We start from the raw sequence: 16,017 nt of genomic DNA, 5'->3' as shown, positions 1-16,017 counted from the left end.
GAGGAGCGCATGGCAGACTCCGCGAATCAGGGCGGCGCCCGTCCCACGGGGCGCAAGCTTGCCCAGGCGGCCAGCGCCGGGCATGTGACCAAGGCGCGCAAGGGTAGGAACTCGAGGACCGTCAAAGACGGTAAGCGACCCGCGGGCCGCGAGAGCAAGCAGGCAGACGCCGCGGCGTCGGGACGGCGTCGGCGGATCAACTACCCGCGCGCCGGCAAGGGGCCGATCCACCGCTGGCTGCCCAGCTGGCGGTTCGTGCTGGGTACCTTTCTGTTCCTGATCGTGCTGGCCGTGGCGGGCTTCACTGCCGCCTACGCCTTGATCAAGGTGCCCGAGCCCAGCGAGTTCGCGCAGGCGCAGACCACCACGGTCTACTACGCCGACGGCACCACCGTGATGGGTGAGTTCGCGGAGATGGACCGCACCATCATCGACACCAGTGAGTTGCCCGACTATGTGGGCAACGCCGTGGTGGCTTCCGAGGACCGCAGCTTCTACTCGAACAACGGTATCGACCCCAAGGGCATTGTCCGCGCCTTCGTCAACAACATGCGCGGCGGCGCCCGCCAGGGGGCCTCCACCCTGACCCAGCAGTACATCAAGAACTACTACGTAGACACCACCAGTTCCTACTCCGGCAAGTTCAAACAGGCGATCATGGCCATCAAGATCGACCGGGAGATGAGCAAGCAGGAGATCCTGGACTCCTACCTCAACACCGTCTACTTCGGCCGCGGCGCCTACGGCATCGAGGCGGCCTCCGAGGCGTTCTTCGATCACCCCGCCTCCGAGCTGACGGTATCGGAGGCCGCGCTGCTGGCGGGCGTCCTGCCCTCGCCGAGCAGCCTGGACCCGGCCCTGAACCCGGATCAGGCCGCCGTGCGCTGGCAGCGCGCACTGGACTTCATGCTTGAGGACGGCTACATCACCCAGGAGGAGTACGACGCCGCCGAGTTCCCCGAAACCGTCGCCACGCAGACGAAGGAGACCTACGGCGGCTCCACCGGCTACCTGCTGCAGATGGTGCGCGCCGAGCTGGAGTCCGACGCCGGCATGGAGGCCGAGGACATCGACACCGGCGGCTACAAGATCGTCACCACGATCGACAAGGAGGATCAGGACGCCGCCGTCGCCGCGGTCGAGAACCTGCCCGAGGGGGCCTCGCCGAATCTGCATGTGGGGCTGGTATCCATCGACTCCTCCACCGGGGGATCCTCGCCCTGTACGGCGGCGAGGACTACCTGACCAACCAGGTGAACTCCTCCACCGACGCCGTCGCCCAGGCCGGCTCCACCTTCAAGCCCTTCGCGATGGTGGCCGCCCTGGAGAACGGGGACACGCTCGCCAACGGTTACAACGGCGACTCGCCCATGGTCATCGATGGCGCGACCTTCCAGAACTACCAGAACGTCTCCTACGGCTGGTCGGATTTGGTGAAGGCGACCGCCAACTCGATCAACACCGTCTACCTGCAGCTCAACCGGGATGTCCGCCCGGACGTGACCAACGAGGTGGCGGTGCGCGCCGGCTACCCGGAGGACACCCTGGGCCTGGACGCCTACGTCCAGAACGTCCTCGGTTCGGCATCGCCGCACACGGTTGACATCGCTACGGCCTACGCGACCTTTTCCGCGCAGGGCACCAGGCACGACACCCACATCGTCGACACGGTCACCAACTCCGCCGGGTCGGTCGCCTACACCGGTCCCACGGACGGGGAGAAGGTCTTCTCCGACGACGTGATGGCCGACGCCACCTACGCGATGCAGCAGGTGGTCAACTCCGGTTCCGGGACGACGGCGCTCGCGCTCGGACGCCCGGTGGCCGCGAAGACGGGTTCCTCCTCGGACAACAAGTCCGCCCAGTTCGCCGGGTACACCCCGCAGATCGCCACCGCCGTGACCCTCTATCAGACCGGGGAGGACGGCTCGGAGGAGTCGATCACGCCGTGGGGGTACTACGGCGAGATCACGGGTTCCACCTACCCGGCGGACATCTTCACCGAGTACATGACCACGGCGCTCGCGGACCTTCCGGTCGAGTACTTCCCCGAGCGGACCGCCGCCTCCTACTACGCCGGCGGTCTGTACGGCACCCCGGCCCCGGTCGCGCCGGCCGACACCTCCACCGGTGGCGACATCACGACCGAGGAAGACGCCGAGGAGCCGCTCGAGGAGGAGACCGACGCCGAGGAAGAGGCGGACACTGAGGAGAACGAGCAGCAGCAGAACCCCGATGACCAAAGCACCGGTGGCGTTGGCCAGAATGACGACTCCGGTGGCACCGGCGGTAGCTTCGACCCGGGCACCGGCGGCACCGGGAACACTGGCGGCGGCACCGTTCCAGAAGATGGCTCGGACCAGAATGACGACTCCGGCAACGGGTACGGATACGGCCCGGGTCAAGGCAGGCAGCAAGGCGGAAACAACCAAGGCGGTGGCCAGTAGCCGGGCAGGCCTCCGCCACCCGGCGCGTGGCGCACCGCACGGCGGGTAGCGCCGTCGTCGCCTTTCGGCCTACCGGCGCCCTCGGGTATGGTGACCGACGGACTGCCTGCCCGTGCACGCACCCGCGTACACGGCGGTGCGGTCGAACGCATCACCCTCCTGTCACGGAGAGACCGTGACCGCTTCAGACCAGAGGAGGTGGGTACAAAGTATGCGTCATTACGAGATCATGATCATCCTCGCACCCGAGACGGACGAGCGCACCATCGCTCCCACGCTCGAGAAGATGCTGCAGGTCGTCCCCAACAACGGGGGCACCGTGGACAAGACAGACATCTGGGGCAAGCGTCGCCTCGCGTATGACATCAAGAAGAAGTCCGAGGGCATCTACGTGGTCGTCGACATGACCACCACGCCGGAGATCGCCCAGGAGCTCGACCGTCAGCTCGGCCTGAACGAGTCGGTGCTGCGCACCAAGCTGCTGCGCCCCGAGGCCTGAGCGCGAACCGGAACGGAGACAAGCAATGGCCGGCGATACCGTCATCACGATTATCGGGAATCTGACTGCGGACCCCGAGATGCGTTTCACGCCCTCGGGGGCGGCGGTCGCCTCCTTCACCATCGCCTCCACTCCGCGCAGCTTCAACCGGCAGACGAGCCAGTGGGAGGACGGGGAGACCCTGTTCATGCGCTGCTCGATCTGGCGCGACGCCGCGGAGAACGTGGCCGAGTCGCTGACCAAGGGCACCCGCGTGATCGCGCAGGGTCGCCTGCAGCAGCGCTCCTACACCACCCGTGAGGGCGAGAACCGCACGGTGGTGGAGATGCAGGTCGATGAGATCGGCCCGTCGCTGCGCTACGCCAAGGCGCAGGTCACCCGCCAGCCCCGTGGGGGTGGTCAGGGCGGCTTCAACCAGGGCGGTCAGGGCGGCGGCTACAACGCCGGCCAGCAGCAGGGCGGTTACCAGGGCTCCCAGGGTGGCGGCCAGCAGGGCGGCTACAACCAGGGCCAGGGATCCCAGGGCGGTTACAGCCAAGGCGGCCAGCAGGGCAGCTACAACGCCCCGGCCGGCGGCGCCGCGGACGACCCCTGGGCCACCGGCGGCACCACCAGCTTCGGCGACGAGCCTCCGTTCTAAGCCAACCTCGCTAAACGCGGTACGCGCCGCGTCGTCATACGCCCGGCTCGACCGGGTGCACAGGCGCCTCCGGGCGCCCACCACAATCTCGCAATAGACCCACGGGCCCTACCCGGCGCCCGAACCAAGGAGTACCACCATGGCGAAGCCTCAGCTTCGTAAGCCCAAGAAGAAGATCGCCCCGGTGAAGGCCATCAAGGTCGGCACCATCGACTACAAGGACACCGCCACGCTGCGGAAGTTCATCTCCGACCGTGGCAAGATCCGCGCCCGCCGCGTCACCGGCGTCTCCGTGCAGGACCAGCGCAAGATCGCCAAGGCCATTAAGAACGCCCGCGAGATGGCCCTGCTGCCCTACACGAGCTCTGCCCGCTGATAGGAGGCGCAACAACATGACCACCAAGCTCATTCTCACGCACGACGTGACCAACCTCGGTGCCGCCGGGGAGGTCGTTGAGGTCAAGGACGGCTACGCCCGCAACTACCTCGTGCCCCGTAAGCTCGCCACCCCGTGGACCAAGGGCGCCCAGCGTCAGATCGACCAGATGGCCGAGGCCCGCCGCAAGCGCGCCATCAACTCCCTGGAGCAGGCCCAGGAGGCCCGCGCCTGGCTGTCGAGCAACGTCATCACCGTGACCGCCTCCGCCGGCGACAACGGCCGCCTGTTCGGTGCCGTCACCACGGCGCAGCTGGCCGACGGCGTCAAGGAGGCCGGTGGCCCCGCCATCGACCGCCGCAAGATCCAGGTCGTCCCCCCGATCAAGTCCACCGGGCGCCACAGCGCCACGGTGCGCCTGCACCCCGACGTCGTCGCCCCCCTCGAGGTCAACGTCGTCGCCGCCCGCTGAGCCGGGCAGCAGCCGATACGAACAAGCACGTCGTAGCCGACGCGCCGCCCGGCGCGTCGGCTACGACTTTTGTGTGGGCGGCGCGTCGGATGGAGCATCGGCCACGCGCCCATGTACGGCGCTTCCGATTTGAGTGCGTGGGGATGTCGAGGTCGGTTCTCGGGTGAGGGCGTTACGGTGTGTGCGGCCTCGGGGCTGACGCTTCGGCACTTAGCTACGACGGTTCGTACTTTCTGGTGACGGTTCGTACCTCGGGGTGCCTGTGTTGTCTCATGACTTCTGGGACTGTTGGATCTCATGACATCTGGGAGTGTCAGAAGTCGTGAGATTCTGGGGCGGTGTGGGTGGGGTTGGGTTGGGGGATGGGTTATGCAGTTTCGCCGTTCAAGCGTCAGCGCATCATTGAGTTTGACTCGCGGGTTGCGGGTGTGAGCGTGGAGGAGTTCTGCCGGCAGGTGGGGGTCTCGAAGTCCTCGTTCTACCGGATCCGTAAGCGGGCCAAGCAGGAGGGACCGGGGGCGGCGCTGGTCGCCCGTTCCAGGGCGCCGCTGCACCCGGCGCGCCGTTGGGATGAGCGGGTTGATGAGCGTATCGCCCAGGTACGCCGGGAGCTGGTTGCCGATGGGAAGGATGCGGGTGCGTGGTCGGTGTGGTGGGTGCTGTCCGGGGCGGGGGCCAACCCGGCCCCGTCGCGGGCGACTATTGCCAGGCGCATGCGGGCCATGGGGCTGGTGGTTCCGGCGCCACGCAAGCGCCCGCGGGTGTCTTTCAAGCGGTTCACGCGTACCAGTGCTAACGAGCTGTGGCAGCTGGACGGTATCGAGTGGCGCATCCAGGGGCGTGTGGTGACCATCTACCAGGTCATCGATGACTGCTCCAGGGTGCTGGTGGCGCTCAAGGCGGCCTGGGGCGGGGAGACGCATGAGGCCACCCGCCAAATCCTGTCCGAGGCCTTCGACTCCTGGGGGCGGCCCGCAGCCATCCTGACCGACAACGGCAGGGCTTTCAACACTCACCGCACCACCGGATTCGGGCGGACAGAGAGGTGGCTCGCGTCGCTGGGGATCCGTCCGATCAGCGGCGCCATCGGTCACCCACAGACCCAGGGCAAGGTCGAAAGCTCCCATAAGCCCCTCCAGCTGTGGCTGGAAGCGCACCCCTACACCACCCTGGAGGACCTCAACACCGGCCTGGAGTGTTTCACCGCCTACTACAACACCGAGCGCCAGCACCAGGGGCTGGGGATAGCCATAACCCCCATACGCGTGTGGCACCAGGTCCCCCGGGCCCTGCCCAACCCCTCCCCGATCAACCTTGACGCGCTATCCGGGCCGGTGCCGCTGAGCCTGCCGCAGGCAGCCAGCACCGACCCGGCCATCACCAGCAGACAGGCCCTGAGCAACGGGACCGTGACCTACAAGGGCCGGATCATCTACGTCGGTTCCTTCATGGCCGGCCAGAGAATCGAGTTCCGCCAGTACCCCACCCGTCTGGACCTTTACGACCAGGCCGGAACACACTTCGCCGCGATCCCCTGGCCCCAGCCCACCCAGGCACAGACCCACAGCCGGGCCACCATCAACGCTTCCAAACCACCCAACAGAATCATCAGCAGGCCACCCCGCTCACCCCGCTCCCAACCGTCCCAAAACCCATGAGACTCAACCGTCCCAGAAGTCATGAGACTCAACCGTCCCAGAAGTGTGGAGACAGCACAGTACCTCGGGGTGCCGAATCGTCAGGCCACGGTACGAAGCGTCGTCCTGAAGGTACGAACCGTCGTGCAAGAGTACGAACCGTCAGGTCCCGCCAGCCTCCTGCCCCGACCGGGGTGGGCAATGTGTGCTGTCGGTGGCCGTGTGCTCGCTGCGGAAGTCGTTGCGCCCTACTACGGCGGCTGTATGCGAGTGGTTGTGGCAACAACCGATGGCTCCGTGCCGAGCCGCTCAGTGCCGCCAGGCGTCGCCACGGGCACGCAGGCCGGTCACCAGGGCGCGCGCCCCCATGAACACCCAGGCGAAGGCCACCCACAGCCACACCAGCCCGGTGGTTCCGGCCGCGGGCCAGCCATGGGCGACGACGACGGCGAGCGGCAGGTAAGGAAGTAGCGTCGCCATCTGGGCGCCGGCCAGGTAGCGGCCGTCGCCCGCCCCCATCAGCACCCCGTCGAACAGGAAGACCGCACCCGCCAGCGGCATGGCGGTGGCGGCCACCAGCAGGGCCGGCCGCGCGGCCGCGACCACCGCGGCTTCGGAGGTGAACAGGTACGGCAGCCAGGGGCTGGCACCCGCCAACACGACGCCGATCACCGCCCCCGCGGCCACCCCCCACGCCAGACACCGGCGCAGCACGGCGTCGACCGTCGGGCCGTCATGCGGTGTCGGCACGGTGGATGCCGGCGGCGACGCCGAGGAGGGCGCCTGGCGCGCGGCCGGACCCGCAGCGGCACGGGAGGGGCCCGGGTTCGCCGACGCCGGGGCTTGCTCCGCGGATACCTGTGCCGCCCGCTCGGCCTCGGCGCGGCCCAGTGCCGTCCCCACCAGCGCCTGCGCGGCGATGGCGAGCGCATCCAGGGCGAAGGCGGTGAAGTTCCACAACGAGTTGACCACCTGGTGCGCGGCGAGCGCCGTCGTCCCCAGGGCGGTGGCCGCCCACACGGTGGCCAGGATCGCCGCCCGCAGCGACACCGTGCGCACCAGCAGTGGCGCCCCGGAGCCCAGGGAGGCGCGCATTCCCGCCGCCCGCGGAGACAGCGGTACGCCGGCCGCGCGGGCCGCCCTCACAACGGGCCACAGCAGCGCCACTGCCATGGCGGTCTGCGCGATCGCCGTGCCCAGGCCGGAGCCGGCGATCCCCATGTGCACCCCGTACAGCAGGGTCGCATTCACGGCCACATTGCCGACCGCCCCCGCGCTGGCCACCACGAAGGGGGTGCGCGTGTCCAGCAGGCCCCGCAGCGTGCCGGTGGCGGCGTAAACCACCAGCATGCCCGGCAGGCCGGGCGCAGAGGCGCGCAGGTAGGCGATGGCCGCCGCGGCGACGGTGCCGTCGGCCCCCATGACGTCCACCGCCCACGGTGCGCCGACGGCGAGCAGGACCGCCGCCACCAGCCCCAGCAGTGCCGCCAGCCAGGCGCCGTCGACGCCCGCCTGCAGGCCGCCGACCCGGTCGCCGGCGCCGAAACGGCGGGCGGTGGTTGCGGTGGTCGCGTAGGCCAGGAAGACGAACAGACCGACGATCGTGGTCAGCAGGCTCGACGCGAGCGAGAGGCCCGCCAGGCTGTCGGGGCCCAGGTGGCCGACCATCGCCGAGTCGATCAGCACGAACAGCGGCTCGGCCACCAGCGCCCCCAGGGCGGGGACCGCCAGGGACAGGATCTGCCGGTTCAAGGACGGGGCGGGCGGGTCAACGCTTGCGGGTGCGGCATCGGGAGTTGAAGTCGGGGTTGAAGAATTGGGCACGAGACACTCCGGGGGTTGGGCGGGTCAGTGTCTCACGCCCGGGTGGAAGCGGGCCAGGTGCAGCCGGAATGCGTGCAGCGGGGACGCTGTGGGGTGGCAGTGAGGCCGTCCCTCAGGTCGAGGTTGAGGTTCATCCACAGGAATACCCACTTATCCACAGATTTTGATTTCGGTTTGGTGCACGCGTGTTGTGGCTTGTTACCTTCCCCGATCAGAGGCAAGATTCCGGCGAGTTTCGGGGGTTTCGACGAGGTTGGCAGCGCGGCGGTCCGGCGGCGCTCCACATCCGCGGCGGCGCGTCGCCCACAGGATGGGAGGGGTTATCCACACCCCGCAGGGGGTTGCCCACAGCCTGCAAGGGCCTGGCGTTTGCGACCGCCCCTTTTGGCCGCTAGTGTCGCCGCGCGACCCGTCTGGGCGGGGCGTTGCAGGGGGAGGGTAGTGACCGACAGATGACCGACGTCGACACCATCGGCGCTCGCACCCGCGGTGAGGAGCGACCGGTTGACGCCCGCTACGACGGCGCCTTCGACCGGGTACCGCCCCAGGACCTGGAGGCGGAGATGTCCACGCTCGGCGGCATGCTGCTGAGCAAGGAGGCCATCACCGACGTCATCGAGGTGCTGCGCGGCCCCGAGTTCTACAAGCCCGCCCACGAGTCGATCTTCGACGCGATCGTCGAGGTCTACAACCGCTCCGAGCCGGCCGACCCACTGATCGTGGCCGACGAGCTGTCCAAGCGCGGGGAGCTTGAGCGTGTGGGCGGGGCTCCGTACCTGGCCTCTCTGATGGCCACCGTGCCGACGGCCGCCAACGCCGCCTACTACGCGCGCATCGTCAAGGAGAAGTCGCTTCTGCGCGGCCTGGTGCAGGCCGGCACCCGTATCGCTCAGCTCGGCTACTCCACCAACGCCGGTGACATCGATGAGCTGGTTACCCTGGCCGAGTCCGAGGTGTACGCCGTCGCCCACAAGGAGGGTGAGCGGGAGGACTACGTACCGGTCGGGGAGCTGCTCAATGAGGCCAACCTCGAGATCGAGGCCGGGCAGGCCCGTGAGGACGGGCAGATGCGGGGCGTGCCCACGGGGTTCGTGGAGCTAGATGAGTTGCTCGGCGGCCTGCATGGTGGGCAGATGATCATCGTGGCCGCGCGCCCCGCCATGGGCAAGTCCACGCTCGCCGTCGATTTCTGCCGCTCGGCGTCCATCCACGCCCGCGGCGCCGACGGCAACCCCATCCCCTCGTGCTACTTCTCCCTGGAGATGGGGCGCATGGAGCTGATGATGCGTATCCTGGCCGCCGAATCCGGGGTGGCCCTGAACAAGCTGCGCGGCGGCAGCCAGATGGATGAGCGCGACTGGGAGGACGTTGCCCTCGCCTACAACCCCGTCTCCGAGGCGCCGCTGTTCATCGACGACTCCCCGAACCTGACCATGCCGGAAATCCGCTCCAAGGCGCTACGGCTCAAGCAGCAGCACGGGCTGGGGCTGATGGTGGTGGACTACCTGCAGCTGATGAGCTCCGGCAAGCAGGTCGAGTCCCGCCAGCAGGAGGTCTCCGAGTTCTCCCGCTCGCTGAAGCTGCTGGCCAAGGAGTTGGACATCCCGGTGATCGCCGTCGCCCAGCTGAACCGCGGCCCCGAGCAGCGCACCGGCAACCGGCCGCAGATGAGCGACCTGCGCGAGTCGGGATCGCTGGAGCAGGACGCCGACGTCATCATGCTGCTGCACCGGCCCGAGTACTACCAGGAGGAGGAGCGGCCGGGCGAGGCCGACATCATCGTCGCCAAGCACCGCAATGGCCAGACCCGCACCATTCCGGTGGCCTTCCAGGGGCACCTGTCGCGTTTCGCCAACATGGCCCGCGACATCACGCCCGAGCCGGCCTACGAATAAGTGCCTGTGAGCGAACGCTGCCACCGTTTCACAGCAAGACCTGCCACCGAATCACGGCCGACTCGGCCACCGTTTTTCGACGAACTATGACACCGTTTTACGAAGAGGCTTGCCACCATTTTTCGGCCTATCGTACGCTGGGGGCATGAGCGATCTGCTTAAGCGGCATGCGCAGCCACGGGTAGAAGAGCTCCTGGAAGTCTTCCCCGCGGTTGAGTTGGTTGGTGCGCGTCAGGTTGGGAAGTCCACGCTCGCATCCATGATCGCGACGGCATCTGAGCGGCCGACGCGTATCGTGACTCTGGACGATGCTGAGACCCGCGCTGCGGCGACCGCGGATCCGCGCGGTTTCCTTCGTCTGGAACCTGAAGGGTTGCTGGTCATCGATGAGTTCCAGCGCGTTCCCGAACTGGCACTGGCGCTCAAGGTGGAGATTGATTCCGATCGGTCCGCCGGACGCTACCTGCTAACCGGCTCAGTGACCACGAGTCCTTTCCAACCGGCGACAGACAGCCTGGCCGGTCGCGTCATCGGCACCCGCGTGTTCGGATTCAGTCAGGGTGAGATTGCCGGGCGAGAGGAAGACTTCGTGGCCGCAGTGCTCCATGGGGCGCTGGATGGCGACTACCGTTCCGGAATGGAGCGTGGCGACTATGTCGATCTGTTGGCCGCCGGCTCCATGCCCGAGGCGTACCGTCTGCCTCAGCGCTTCCGTGCCGACTGGCTGGATAGCTACATCTCCCGGCTGCTCGGGCGCGATCTGCGTGAACTCTCCCGCCTGTCCGATCCGCATCGCTTACGCTCGCTGCTGGTCGGTTTGGCGGCCACGCAAGGGTCGGAGACCGTGATCGCGCGGATGGGGAGTGAGATCAACCTGAGCGCATCAACCACCGCCTCCTACCTAGAGCTTCTGCGAGCGCTCTACCTGGTTGATCGACTGCCGCCTTGGACGCCGAACCTGCTCAAGCGTGAGGTTGGTCGATCGAAGTATCTGCTGACCGACTCTGCGCTGGCTATGTGGCTGACTCGGACTGGGTCCGACACCCTCAAGGATCTGATACGCGGAGGAGCCCTGGGAGGTCAGCTTGAGGCCTTCGTCGCTGCCGAACTAATGCGGCAACGCACATGGTCCGCGGAGCGTTTCACTCTCAGCCACTACCGTTCCCCAGAGGGACGCGAGATCGACCTGATCCTCGAGTTGGACGATGGCGGAGTCATTGCCATTGAGGTGAAGGCGGCGGCTTCGGTGGCAGTTGCGGATACCAAGCATCTGCGTTGGCTGCATGATCGGATCGGGGATCGACTGAAGGCAGGTGTCGTACTGACCACCGATGATCGGGCGCGCAGTCTGGGTGGACCGCTGTGGGCGCTGCCGGTGTCCGCCCTGTGGGAACTCGGTTGAAGGCGGGCGTCACTGTTGGCCGCCGGAACCCCGATTCATCCCCGGAATCATGGGTATTGTTGATACGGGGCGCCTCTAAATCAACCAGGTTTCGGCGTTCAGGCAGAACCTGGTTGATTTCGGTGTCGGTGCTGCTGCTCACGGCGAGGTGGTGCGGGCTTGATCCGTTGGCGTGGCTCGCCCAACGCGCCGACTCGCGGACGCCACATCGCACTGCACGACCTCGGTGTGCACAGCACGACCCCGGGGTGGTCGTGGAACGTACCCCAAGGTCGTGGAACGTGCTTCTGTCTCACCGGGGATGGGGCCGCGAATCACTGCGGCTCGGGAAGACGGATCACTTGTAGACGCCGGATGCCCAGCAGCCAGGTCAGCGTCATTAGCCCGACGGCGAAGCCCAATCCGTGAAGCAGCCCGCGCCAGAGGTAGTCGTCCGCCTGTGTGCCCAGAGAATCGACGATGTAGCTGGATAGCTCTCGCGTCGACCATAGGGGCAGCACTCGAGTCCACGCGGCCGTCGGGTCCACGAGGAGCTGAAGGGCCATGACCGCCAGCAGCAACAGGGCGCCCTCCAGGTCCCTTGGTACAAGCGCGGCGGCCACAGAGCCCAGGGGCGCCGCCACGGTCACGGTCAGAAGCAGCATGAGCGGCACAGCGGCCGGGTAGGTCAGCTTGTCCCCGATCGTGAGTAGAACGAGTCCGGAGTAGAGCGCGGTAATGATCCAGCCGAGGCCCAGCACGGCTGTGTGCCGTCCCAGGACCAGTGCTGTCGGGCTGGCCCCGCTCGCGGCGAGCCGCAGGTCTATCGAGCGTGAGGCCACCGACGTGAACAGGGCCAGTGTCGCGGCCGCCCAGCCCAGTCCGATGGACAGCAGGCGCAGTGCGGTCCAGTGCGTGTCGATTCGCACCAGGTAGAAGACGAGCGGCAACAGCAGGGCGAGGGCAAGCGCTCCACGTCGCCGGCTCAGTTCGTGCGTGGTGACTATGGCCACCAGCACTGCGGTGCGCATTAGCCGGTGCTCGTTGTTCGGTGACGAGGCGCCGGGCTCGGCGATTGCGGCTGCGGTCATACGGCTCGCTCCTTGGTCTTGGGGGCCTCCGTATACGATTCGGGGGCGGGCAGTTCGACGACGCGATCGACGAAGTCGATGTCTCGCAGCAGGTGGGTTACCAGAAGGACCCCGGCGCCGGAGCTTCGCCAGGCCGAGATGAGAGTCCATAAATCCTCATAGGCCAGAGCATCAAGGCCCTGGTAGGGCTCGTCCAGGAGCAGCAGTTCGGGGGAGGTGAGTTGAGCCAGGGCGAGATTGAGTTTCTGTTGGGTGCCTCCTGACAGGGTGCGGGTGATCTGTTCGCCGTTGGGGCGCCACCCCAGGCGGTGGAGGATCTGGTGCCCCGTCGGCACCGCGCGGTCCTGGTTCGCGCCGTCGAGGGCCCCGAATAGCCGTAGATGCTCGTCGACGGTCAGAAGTGGGGCCAGCGCGTCGAGTTGCGGCGCGTAGCCGAAGCGCTCGGTCCGCTCCACTCGACCCGAGCTGGTTGGCAGCAGGCCCGCACAGGCCTGGAGGAGAGTGGACTTGCCGGCTCCGTTTGAGCCGACGACGGCGACGATTTCGCTCCGTCGTACCGTGAGACTGAAGTTCGACAGGACTGTGCGTCGGCCACGCCGGAGGGTGACATCGTGCAGTCGCAGTACCACTGGGCCCAGTGCGTGTCCCGTGTCGCGACCGGCGGCGTCGCCCTCTTTCATCGCAGAGGCCAACTCGCGGGCGAACAGGACGGCGGGGCCGAAGAGGTTCGCCGGCGCGATACCGGCTGAATCGGCCTCAGCACGGGCATCTGCCACGATGCGTTCGAGCTCCTTGGGGCTCAGGCCATGTGCCGTCAGCTCCGCGTTCAGGCTTCGGTACCAGGCGGCGTCGGCAGGATCCGGCTCGGGGTGCGACGAGGAGCCGGAGTAGGTAGCGGCGGTCATGAGTGGGCCTCGGCCGCTGAATGGGCGGGAAGCGCCCGCCCGTGGGGTGACGCCTCACCCTCCAGGATGGCTGAAACGGCGCTACGGAAGGCGCACCACTCCGCTCGACGCGCGGCGAGTTCGTTTCGGCCGGCGTCGGTGAGCTCGTAGTACTTGCGAGCGGGTCCGGAATCGGAAGGGCGTGTGGTGGTGGCGAGCAGGCCACGCCGCTCCAGGCGGGTGAGTGCCGGGTAGAGGCTGCCTCCGGGAACATTCTCCAGACCGGCGGCGTCGAGGCGACGGGTCAGCGACAGTCCGTAGTCGGCGCCGCTTTCAAGCAGGGCGAGTAGGCACGGTTCTAGGAAGCCGCGCAGGAGGCGCGAAGTCGAGGAGTCCATGTAGTCAGACTATCTAGATAGTAGGCAGGCTGTCTACTGGGTTGCGCAAGGTACCGGCCCAAACTCCGGCGCCGACGTCGTTGACTGCCGAAGAGGGCTGACGTTTTACGACCTTGGGGTACAAAACACGACCCCGGGGTGGTCGTGGAACGTACCCCAAGGTCGTGAATTGCAGGAGGGCGTGCCTCCGGTGCGTGTGCGGCGTTCTGGTCGGTCCGGCGCCCTCCAGTGCCGTCAGCCGCGGTAGAAGCCCTGGTAGACGTAGGTGAAGGGGATGTTGCCGTGCATGCCCGGGTTCACCGACGCGGAGACCACGTTCTTGGCGGTGACGCAGGCGTCCAGCGGGGCGGCGCCCTTGGCCAGCTCGGCGGTGATGGCGGCGGCCAACGTGCAGCCCGCGCCGTGCATGCGCTCGGTGCCGACCGCCGGCACCTCCAGCACCTCCAGGGTCTGGCCGTCGTAGAAGACGTCCAGGGCGGTGCCGGTGCCGAGCGTGGGCCCGGCCTTGGCCAGGACGTTGGGCACGCCCAGGTCGTAGATGCGCTTGGCGGCGTCCTTGAGCTGCTCGACGCTGGTGATCTCGTCGACGCCGGCCAGGGTGGCGGCCTCGAACAGGTTCGGCGTGGTGACCTTGGCGCGGGGGAGGATCTTGGCGCGCAGGGCGTTGTCGACGTCGAGCGCGGCACCGGGCTCCTGACCCTTGCAGATCAGGACCGGGTCCACCACCAGGTTCGGGAACTGGTACTGCTCCAGGGCGGCGTCCACCGCGTCGATGGTGGCGGCGGTGCCGAGCATGCCGATCTTGACGGCGTCGATCCGGGTGTGGACGGTGGCGCAGGCCTCGATCTGGTCGGTGATCACCTGCGGGTCGACCGGCACGAACCGGTGGTCCCAGTTGTGCTTGGGATCCATGGAGACGATGCAGGTCAGGGCCGTGCAGCCGAACACGCCCAACTGGTGGAAGGTCTTCAGGTCGGTCTGGGCGCCGGCGCCGCCGGAGGCCTCCGAGCCGGCGATGGCCAGGGCGATGGGAGGGGCGGCGGGGACGGTGCTGTTTGCCGTGGTGCTTGCCATGCGGTCAGCATGCCCCGGAGCCCGGGAGGTGTCCACACGGCGGGCCGCATGCTGGAACTCGCCTCGGCCGCCTGGCACCCACCGCGCGGCCGACGACGGCGACTGTGCGGCCGCCGTCGTCGGCCGGTGTGGGATCAGGCGCCGGCGACCGCGAAGCGCTCACCGCGGTGAGCGTCGCGCTCGGCCTCGTCGACCAGTGCAATGGCGAAGTCGGCGGGGGAGAGGTTCGTGCCGACCGGGTTGTCCTTGCCTACGACGTAGGCGCCGGTGGACTGCTCCGAGGGGTAGGCCGGAGCGGGGGAAACCAGGGTCCAGGCCAGGTCGTCCCCGGCGGCGCGGAAGGCGTCCAGTACTTCGCTGAAGGCCAGGGCCTCGGGCTTGGAGTCGGCGGGGAAGTCGGGGGAGTCGACCAGCCGCTTGCCGTCGGCGTCGAGCAGCGAGCCGGCGCCGCCGACGATCACGAGCCGACCGGTGGGGCGGGCGGCGATCAGTGCCTTGAAGGCGTCAACGGTCGGCTGTACGGGGCCACCGGTGCGGTCGGGGGAGACGGCGACGATGGTGGCGTCGGCGGCGTTGATCAGGTCGACGACGGCGGCGGTGTCGGCGAACTCGACTGCCACGTCGGTGGCGGCGCCCTCGGCGTGACGGCCGGAGCGGGAGGCGGAGGTGACGGTGTGGCCGCGGCGGGCGGCCTCGGCGACGACGGCGGCGCCGGTGTTGCCGGTTCCGCCGATGACGGTGATGTTCATGGGGGCTCCTTGTGCTTGTGGTCTTGCGGTCGTGCGCCGTCCGCGCTCGCGGTGCGGCGGCAACGCTGTTACAGTATTTATTTGAAACCAAGTACCTCAAGGTAACTATGGAGTCGCTCGTGTCACATTCAATTGATGCTGCCGCGCCCGCTGCGGCGGGCATGGGTGCTGCGCCCGCGGCCGAGGCTGCGCAGGCCGTTCCCACCACCACGGGCACCACCGCGTGCCGGCCGCTCGCCGCCTACGACGTGCTGTCGCCCGACTGCCCGTCGCGCACGGTGCTGCGCCACGTCGTCGACCGCTGGACGCCGCTGATCGTCGCCGTGCTGGCGCAGGGACCGCGGCGCTTCGGTGAATTGCGCGAGGCCGTGGGCGGCGTGACCCCCAAGGTGCTGGCGCAGACCCTGCGCTCAATGGAGCGGGACGGGCTGGTACTGCGCGAGCAGACCCCGGGTGTGCCGCCGCGCGTGGACTACACGCTTACCCCCCTCGGTGCGAGCCTCGCAGAGCCGATCGCGGCACTGCGTGCATGGGCGGAGGGCAATGCCGCGCAGGTGTTGGTCAATCGTGAGAGCTACGACCGCGCGCACCTCCACCCCGAGGAGTAGGTGACCGCTATCCGACCCGTGTTGTGCCGGATCATGTCTGAG

Annotated in this window: 14 protein-coding genes and 1 pseudogene; 9 read left to right on the top strand and 6 right to left on the bottom strand. The window is 68.0% G+C overall.

The window, feature by feature from the left end:
• Positions 1 to 9 precede the first annotated feature (9 nt).
• The 6 genes and pseudogenes from C3B71_RS15475 to C3B71_RS15450 all read left to right on the top strand — a co-directional run bounded on the left by C3B71_RS15475 (position 10) and on the right by C3B71_RS15450 (position 6,092).
• Positions 10 to 2,447, top strand: a pseudogene (locus C3B71_RS15475) (transglycosylase domain-containing protein).
• Positions 2,448 to 2,658: 211 nt separating this feature from the next.
• A complete protein-coding gene (gene rpsF, locus C3B71_RS15470; RefSeq protein ID WP_073333348.1) occupies positions 2,659 to 2,946 on the top strand; it encodes a 30S ribosomal protein S6 in 288 nt (95 codons plus the stop codon).
• A gap of 25 nt (positions 2,947 to 2,971) precedes the next feature.
• Complete coding sequence (locus C3B71_RS15465) at positions 2,972 to 3,586, top strand: single-stranded DNA-binding protein (protein WP_108969286.1); 615 nt, start codon at positions 2,972 to 2,974, stop codon at positions 3,584 to 3,586.
• 139 nt (positions 3,587 to 3,725) lie between these two features.
• Positions 3,726 to 3,962, top strand: coding sequence for a 30S ribosomal protein S18 (rpsR, locus tag C3B71_RS15460; protein ID WP_073333345.1), 237 nt, complete (start codon positions 3,726 to 3,728; stop codon positions 3,960 to 3,962).
• 16 nt (positions 3,963 to 3,978) lie between these two features.
• Positions 3,979 to 4,434, top strand: a complete 456-nt coding sequence (gene rplI / locus C3B71_RS15455) for a 50S ribosomal protein L9 (RefSeq protein ID WP_073333341.1) — start codon at positions 3,979 to 3,981, stop codon at positions 4,432 to 4,434.
• A 362-nt stretch (positions 4,435 to 4,796) separates the two neighbouring features.
• Positions 4,797 to 6,092: a DDE-type integrase/transposase/recombinase gene (locus tag C3B71_RS15450; RefSeq protein WP_108966214.1), complete on the top strand. Its 1,296-nt coding sequence runs from the start codon at positions 4,797 to 4,799 to the stop codon at positions 6,090 to 6,092.
• 288 nt (positions 6,093 to 6,380) lie between these two features.
• Here C3B71_RS15450 and C3B71_RS15445 read toward each other — a convergent pair whose 3' ends face one another.
• Positions 6,381 to 7,823, bottom strand: a complete 1,443-nt coding sequence (locus C3B71_RS15445) for an MATE family efflux transporter (protein ID WP_234416330.1) — start codon at positions 7,821 to 7,823, stop codon at positions 6,381 to 6,383.
• 524 nt (positions 7,824 to 8,347) lie between these two features.
• Here C3B71_RS15445 and dnaB point away from each other — a divergent pair.
• Together dnaB and C3B71_RS15435 are read left to right on the top strand one after the other, a co-directional pair.
• Entirely contained in the window at positions 8,348 to 9,790 is a 1,443-nt protein-coding gene (gene dnaB, locus C3B71_RS15440) for a replicative DNA helicase (protein ID WP_073333335.1), read from the top strand.
• A gap of 145 nt (positions 9,791 to 9,935) precedes the next feature.
• Positions 9,936 to 11,192 (top strand): ATP-binding protein, encoded by a 1,257-nt coding sequence (locus C3B71_RS15435; RefSeq protein WP_108969284.1) that lies wholly within the window; start codon positions 9,936 to 9,938, stop codon positions 11,190 to 11,192.
• 314 nt (positions 11,193 to 11,506) lie between these two features.
• On the opposite strand, the gene C3B71_RS15430 is transcribed toward C3B71_RS15435, so the two are convergent.
• The 5 genes from C3B71_RS15430 to C3B71_RS15410 all read right to left on the bottom strand — a co-directional run bounded on the left by C3B71_RS15430 (position 11,507) and on the right by C3B71_RS15410 (position 15,367).
• Positions 11,507 to 12,262, bottom strand: a complete 756-nt coding sequence (locus C3B71_RS15430) for an ABC transporter permease (RefSeq protein WP_396027151.1) — start codon at positions 12,260 to 12,262, stop codon at positions 11,507 to 11,509.
• Positions 12,259 to 13,167, bottom strand: coding sequence for an ATP-binding cassette domain-containing protein (locus tag C3B71_RS15425; protein ID WP_108969282.1), 909 nt, complete (start codon positions 13,165 to 13,167; stop codon positions 12,259 to 12,261). Before C3B71_RS15425 ends, C3B71_RS15430 begins: the two co-directional genes overlap by 4 nt.
• Positions 13,164 to 13,544 carry a PadR family transcriptional regulator gene (locus C3B71_RS15420; protein ID WP_108969280.1) on the bottom strand — a complete coding sequence of 127 codons (381 nt, stop codon included), beginning with the start codon at positions 13,542 to 13,544 and terminating at the stop codon, positions 13,164 to 13,166. The genes C3B71_RS15425 and C3B71_RS15420 overlap by 4 nt, the downstream gene beginning before the upstream one ends.
• A 234-nt stretch (positions 13,545 to 13,778) precedes the next feature.
• A complete protein-coding gene (thiD, locus tag C3B71_RS15415; protein WP_108969278.1) occupies positions 13,779 to 14,618 on the bottom strand; it encodes a bifunctional hydroxymethylpyrimidine kinase/phosphomethylpyrimidine kinase in 840 nt (279 codons plus the stop codon).
• 134 nt (positions 14,619 to 14,752) lie between these two features.
• Positions 14,753 to 15,367: an NAD(P)-dependent oxidoreductase gene (locus C3B71_RS15410; RefSeq protein ID WP_108969275.1), complete on the bottom strand. Its 615-nt coding sequence runs from the start codon at positions 15,365 to 15,367 to the stop codon at positions 14,753 to 14,755.
• A gap of 161 nt (positions 15,368 to 15,528) precedes the next feature.
• Here C3B71_RS15410 and C3B71_RS15405 point away from each other — a divergent pair, with 161 nt between their 5' ends.
• Complete coding sequence (locus tag C3B71_RS15405; protein WP_108969273.1) at positions 15,529 to 15,975, top strand: winged helix-turn-helix transcriptional regulator; 447 nt, start codon at positions 15,529 to 15,531, stop codon at positions 15,973 to 15,975.
• Positions 15,976 to 16,017 lie beyond the last annotated feature (42 nt).

It is taken from the genome of Actinomyces sp. Z16 (genome assembly GCF_003111765.1).
In the GTDB taxonomy this organism is placed as follows: Bacteria; Actinomycetota; Actinomycetes; order Actinomycetales; family Actinomycetaceae; genus Actinomyces; species Actinomyces glycerinitolerans.
The sequence above is the reverse complement of the archived record's forward strand: the minus strand, read 5'-3'. Positions and strand labels throughout refer to the sequence as shown.

Bases quoted from the DNA above. Each gene is read 5' to 3' on its own strand.
- rpsF (WP_073333348.1), top strand. From the start codon at position 2,659: ATGCGTCATTACGAGATCATGATCATCCTCGCACCCGAGACGGACGAG.
- C3B71_RS15465 (WP_108969286.1), top strand. From the start codon at position 2,972: ATGGCCGGCGATACCGTCATCACGATTATCGGGAATCTGACTGCGGAC.
- rpsR (WP_073333345.1), top strand. From the start codon at position 3,726: ATGGCGAAGCCTCAGCTTCGTAAGCCCAAGAAGAAGATCGCCCCGGTG.
- rplI (WP_073333341.1), top strand. From the start codon at position 3,979: ATGACCACCAAGCTCATTCTCACGCACGACGTGACCAACCTCGGTGCC.
- C3B71_RS15450 (WP_108966214.1), top strand. From the start codon at position 4,797: ATGGGTTATGCAGTTTCGCCGTTCAAGCGTCAGCGCATCATTGAGTTT.
- dnaB (WP_073333335.1), top strand. From the start codon at position 8,348: ATGACCGACGTCGACACCATCGGCGCTCGCACCCGCGGTGAGGAGCGA.
- C3B71_RS15435 (WP_108969284.1), top strand. From the start codon at position 9,936: ATGAGCGATCTGCTTAAGCGGCATGCGCAGCCACGGGTAGAAGAGCTC.
- C3B71_RS15430 (WP_396027151.1), bottom strand. From the start codon at position 12,262: ATGACCGCAGCCGCAATCGCCGAGCCCGGCGCCTCGTCACCGAACAAC.
- C3B71_RS15425 (WP_108969282.1), bottom strand. From the start codon at position 13,167: ATGACCGCCGCTACCTACTCCGGCTCCTCGTCGCACCCCGAGCCGGAT.
- C3B71_RS15420 (WP_108969280.1), bottom strand. From the start codon at position 13,544: ATGGACTCCTCGACTTCGCGCCTCCTGCGCGGCTTCCTAGAACCGTGC.
- thiD (WP_108969278.1), bottom strand. From the start codon at position 14,618: ATGGCAAGCACCACGGCAAACAGCACCGTCCCCGCCGCCCCTCCCATC.
- C3B71_RS15410 (WP_108969275.1), bottom strand. From the start codon at position 15,367: ATGAACATCACCGTCATCGGCGGAACCGGCAACACCGGCGCCGCCGTC.
- C3B71_RS15405 (WP_108969273.1), top strand. From the start codon at position 15,529: ATGGGTGCTGCGCCCGCGGCCGAGGCTGCGCAGGCCGTTCCCACCACC.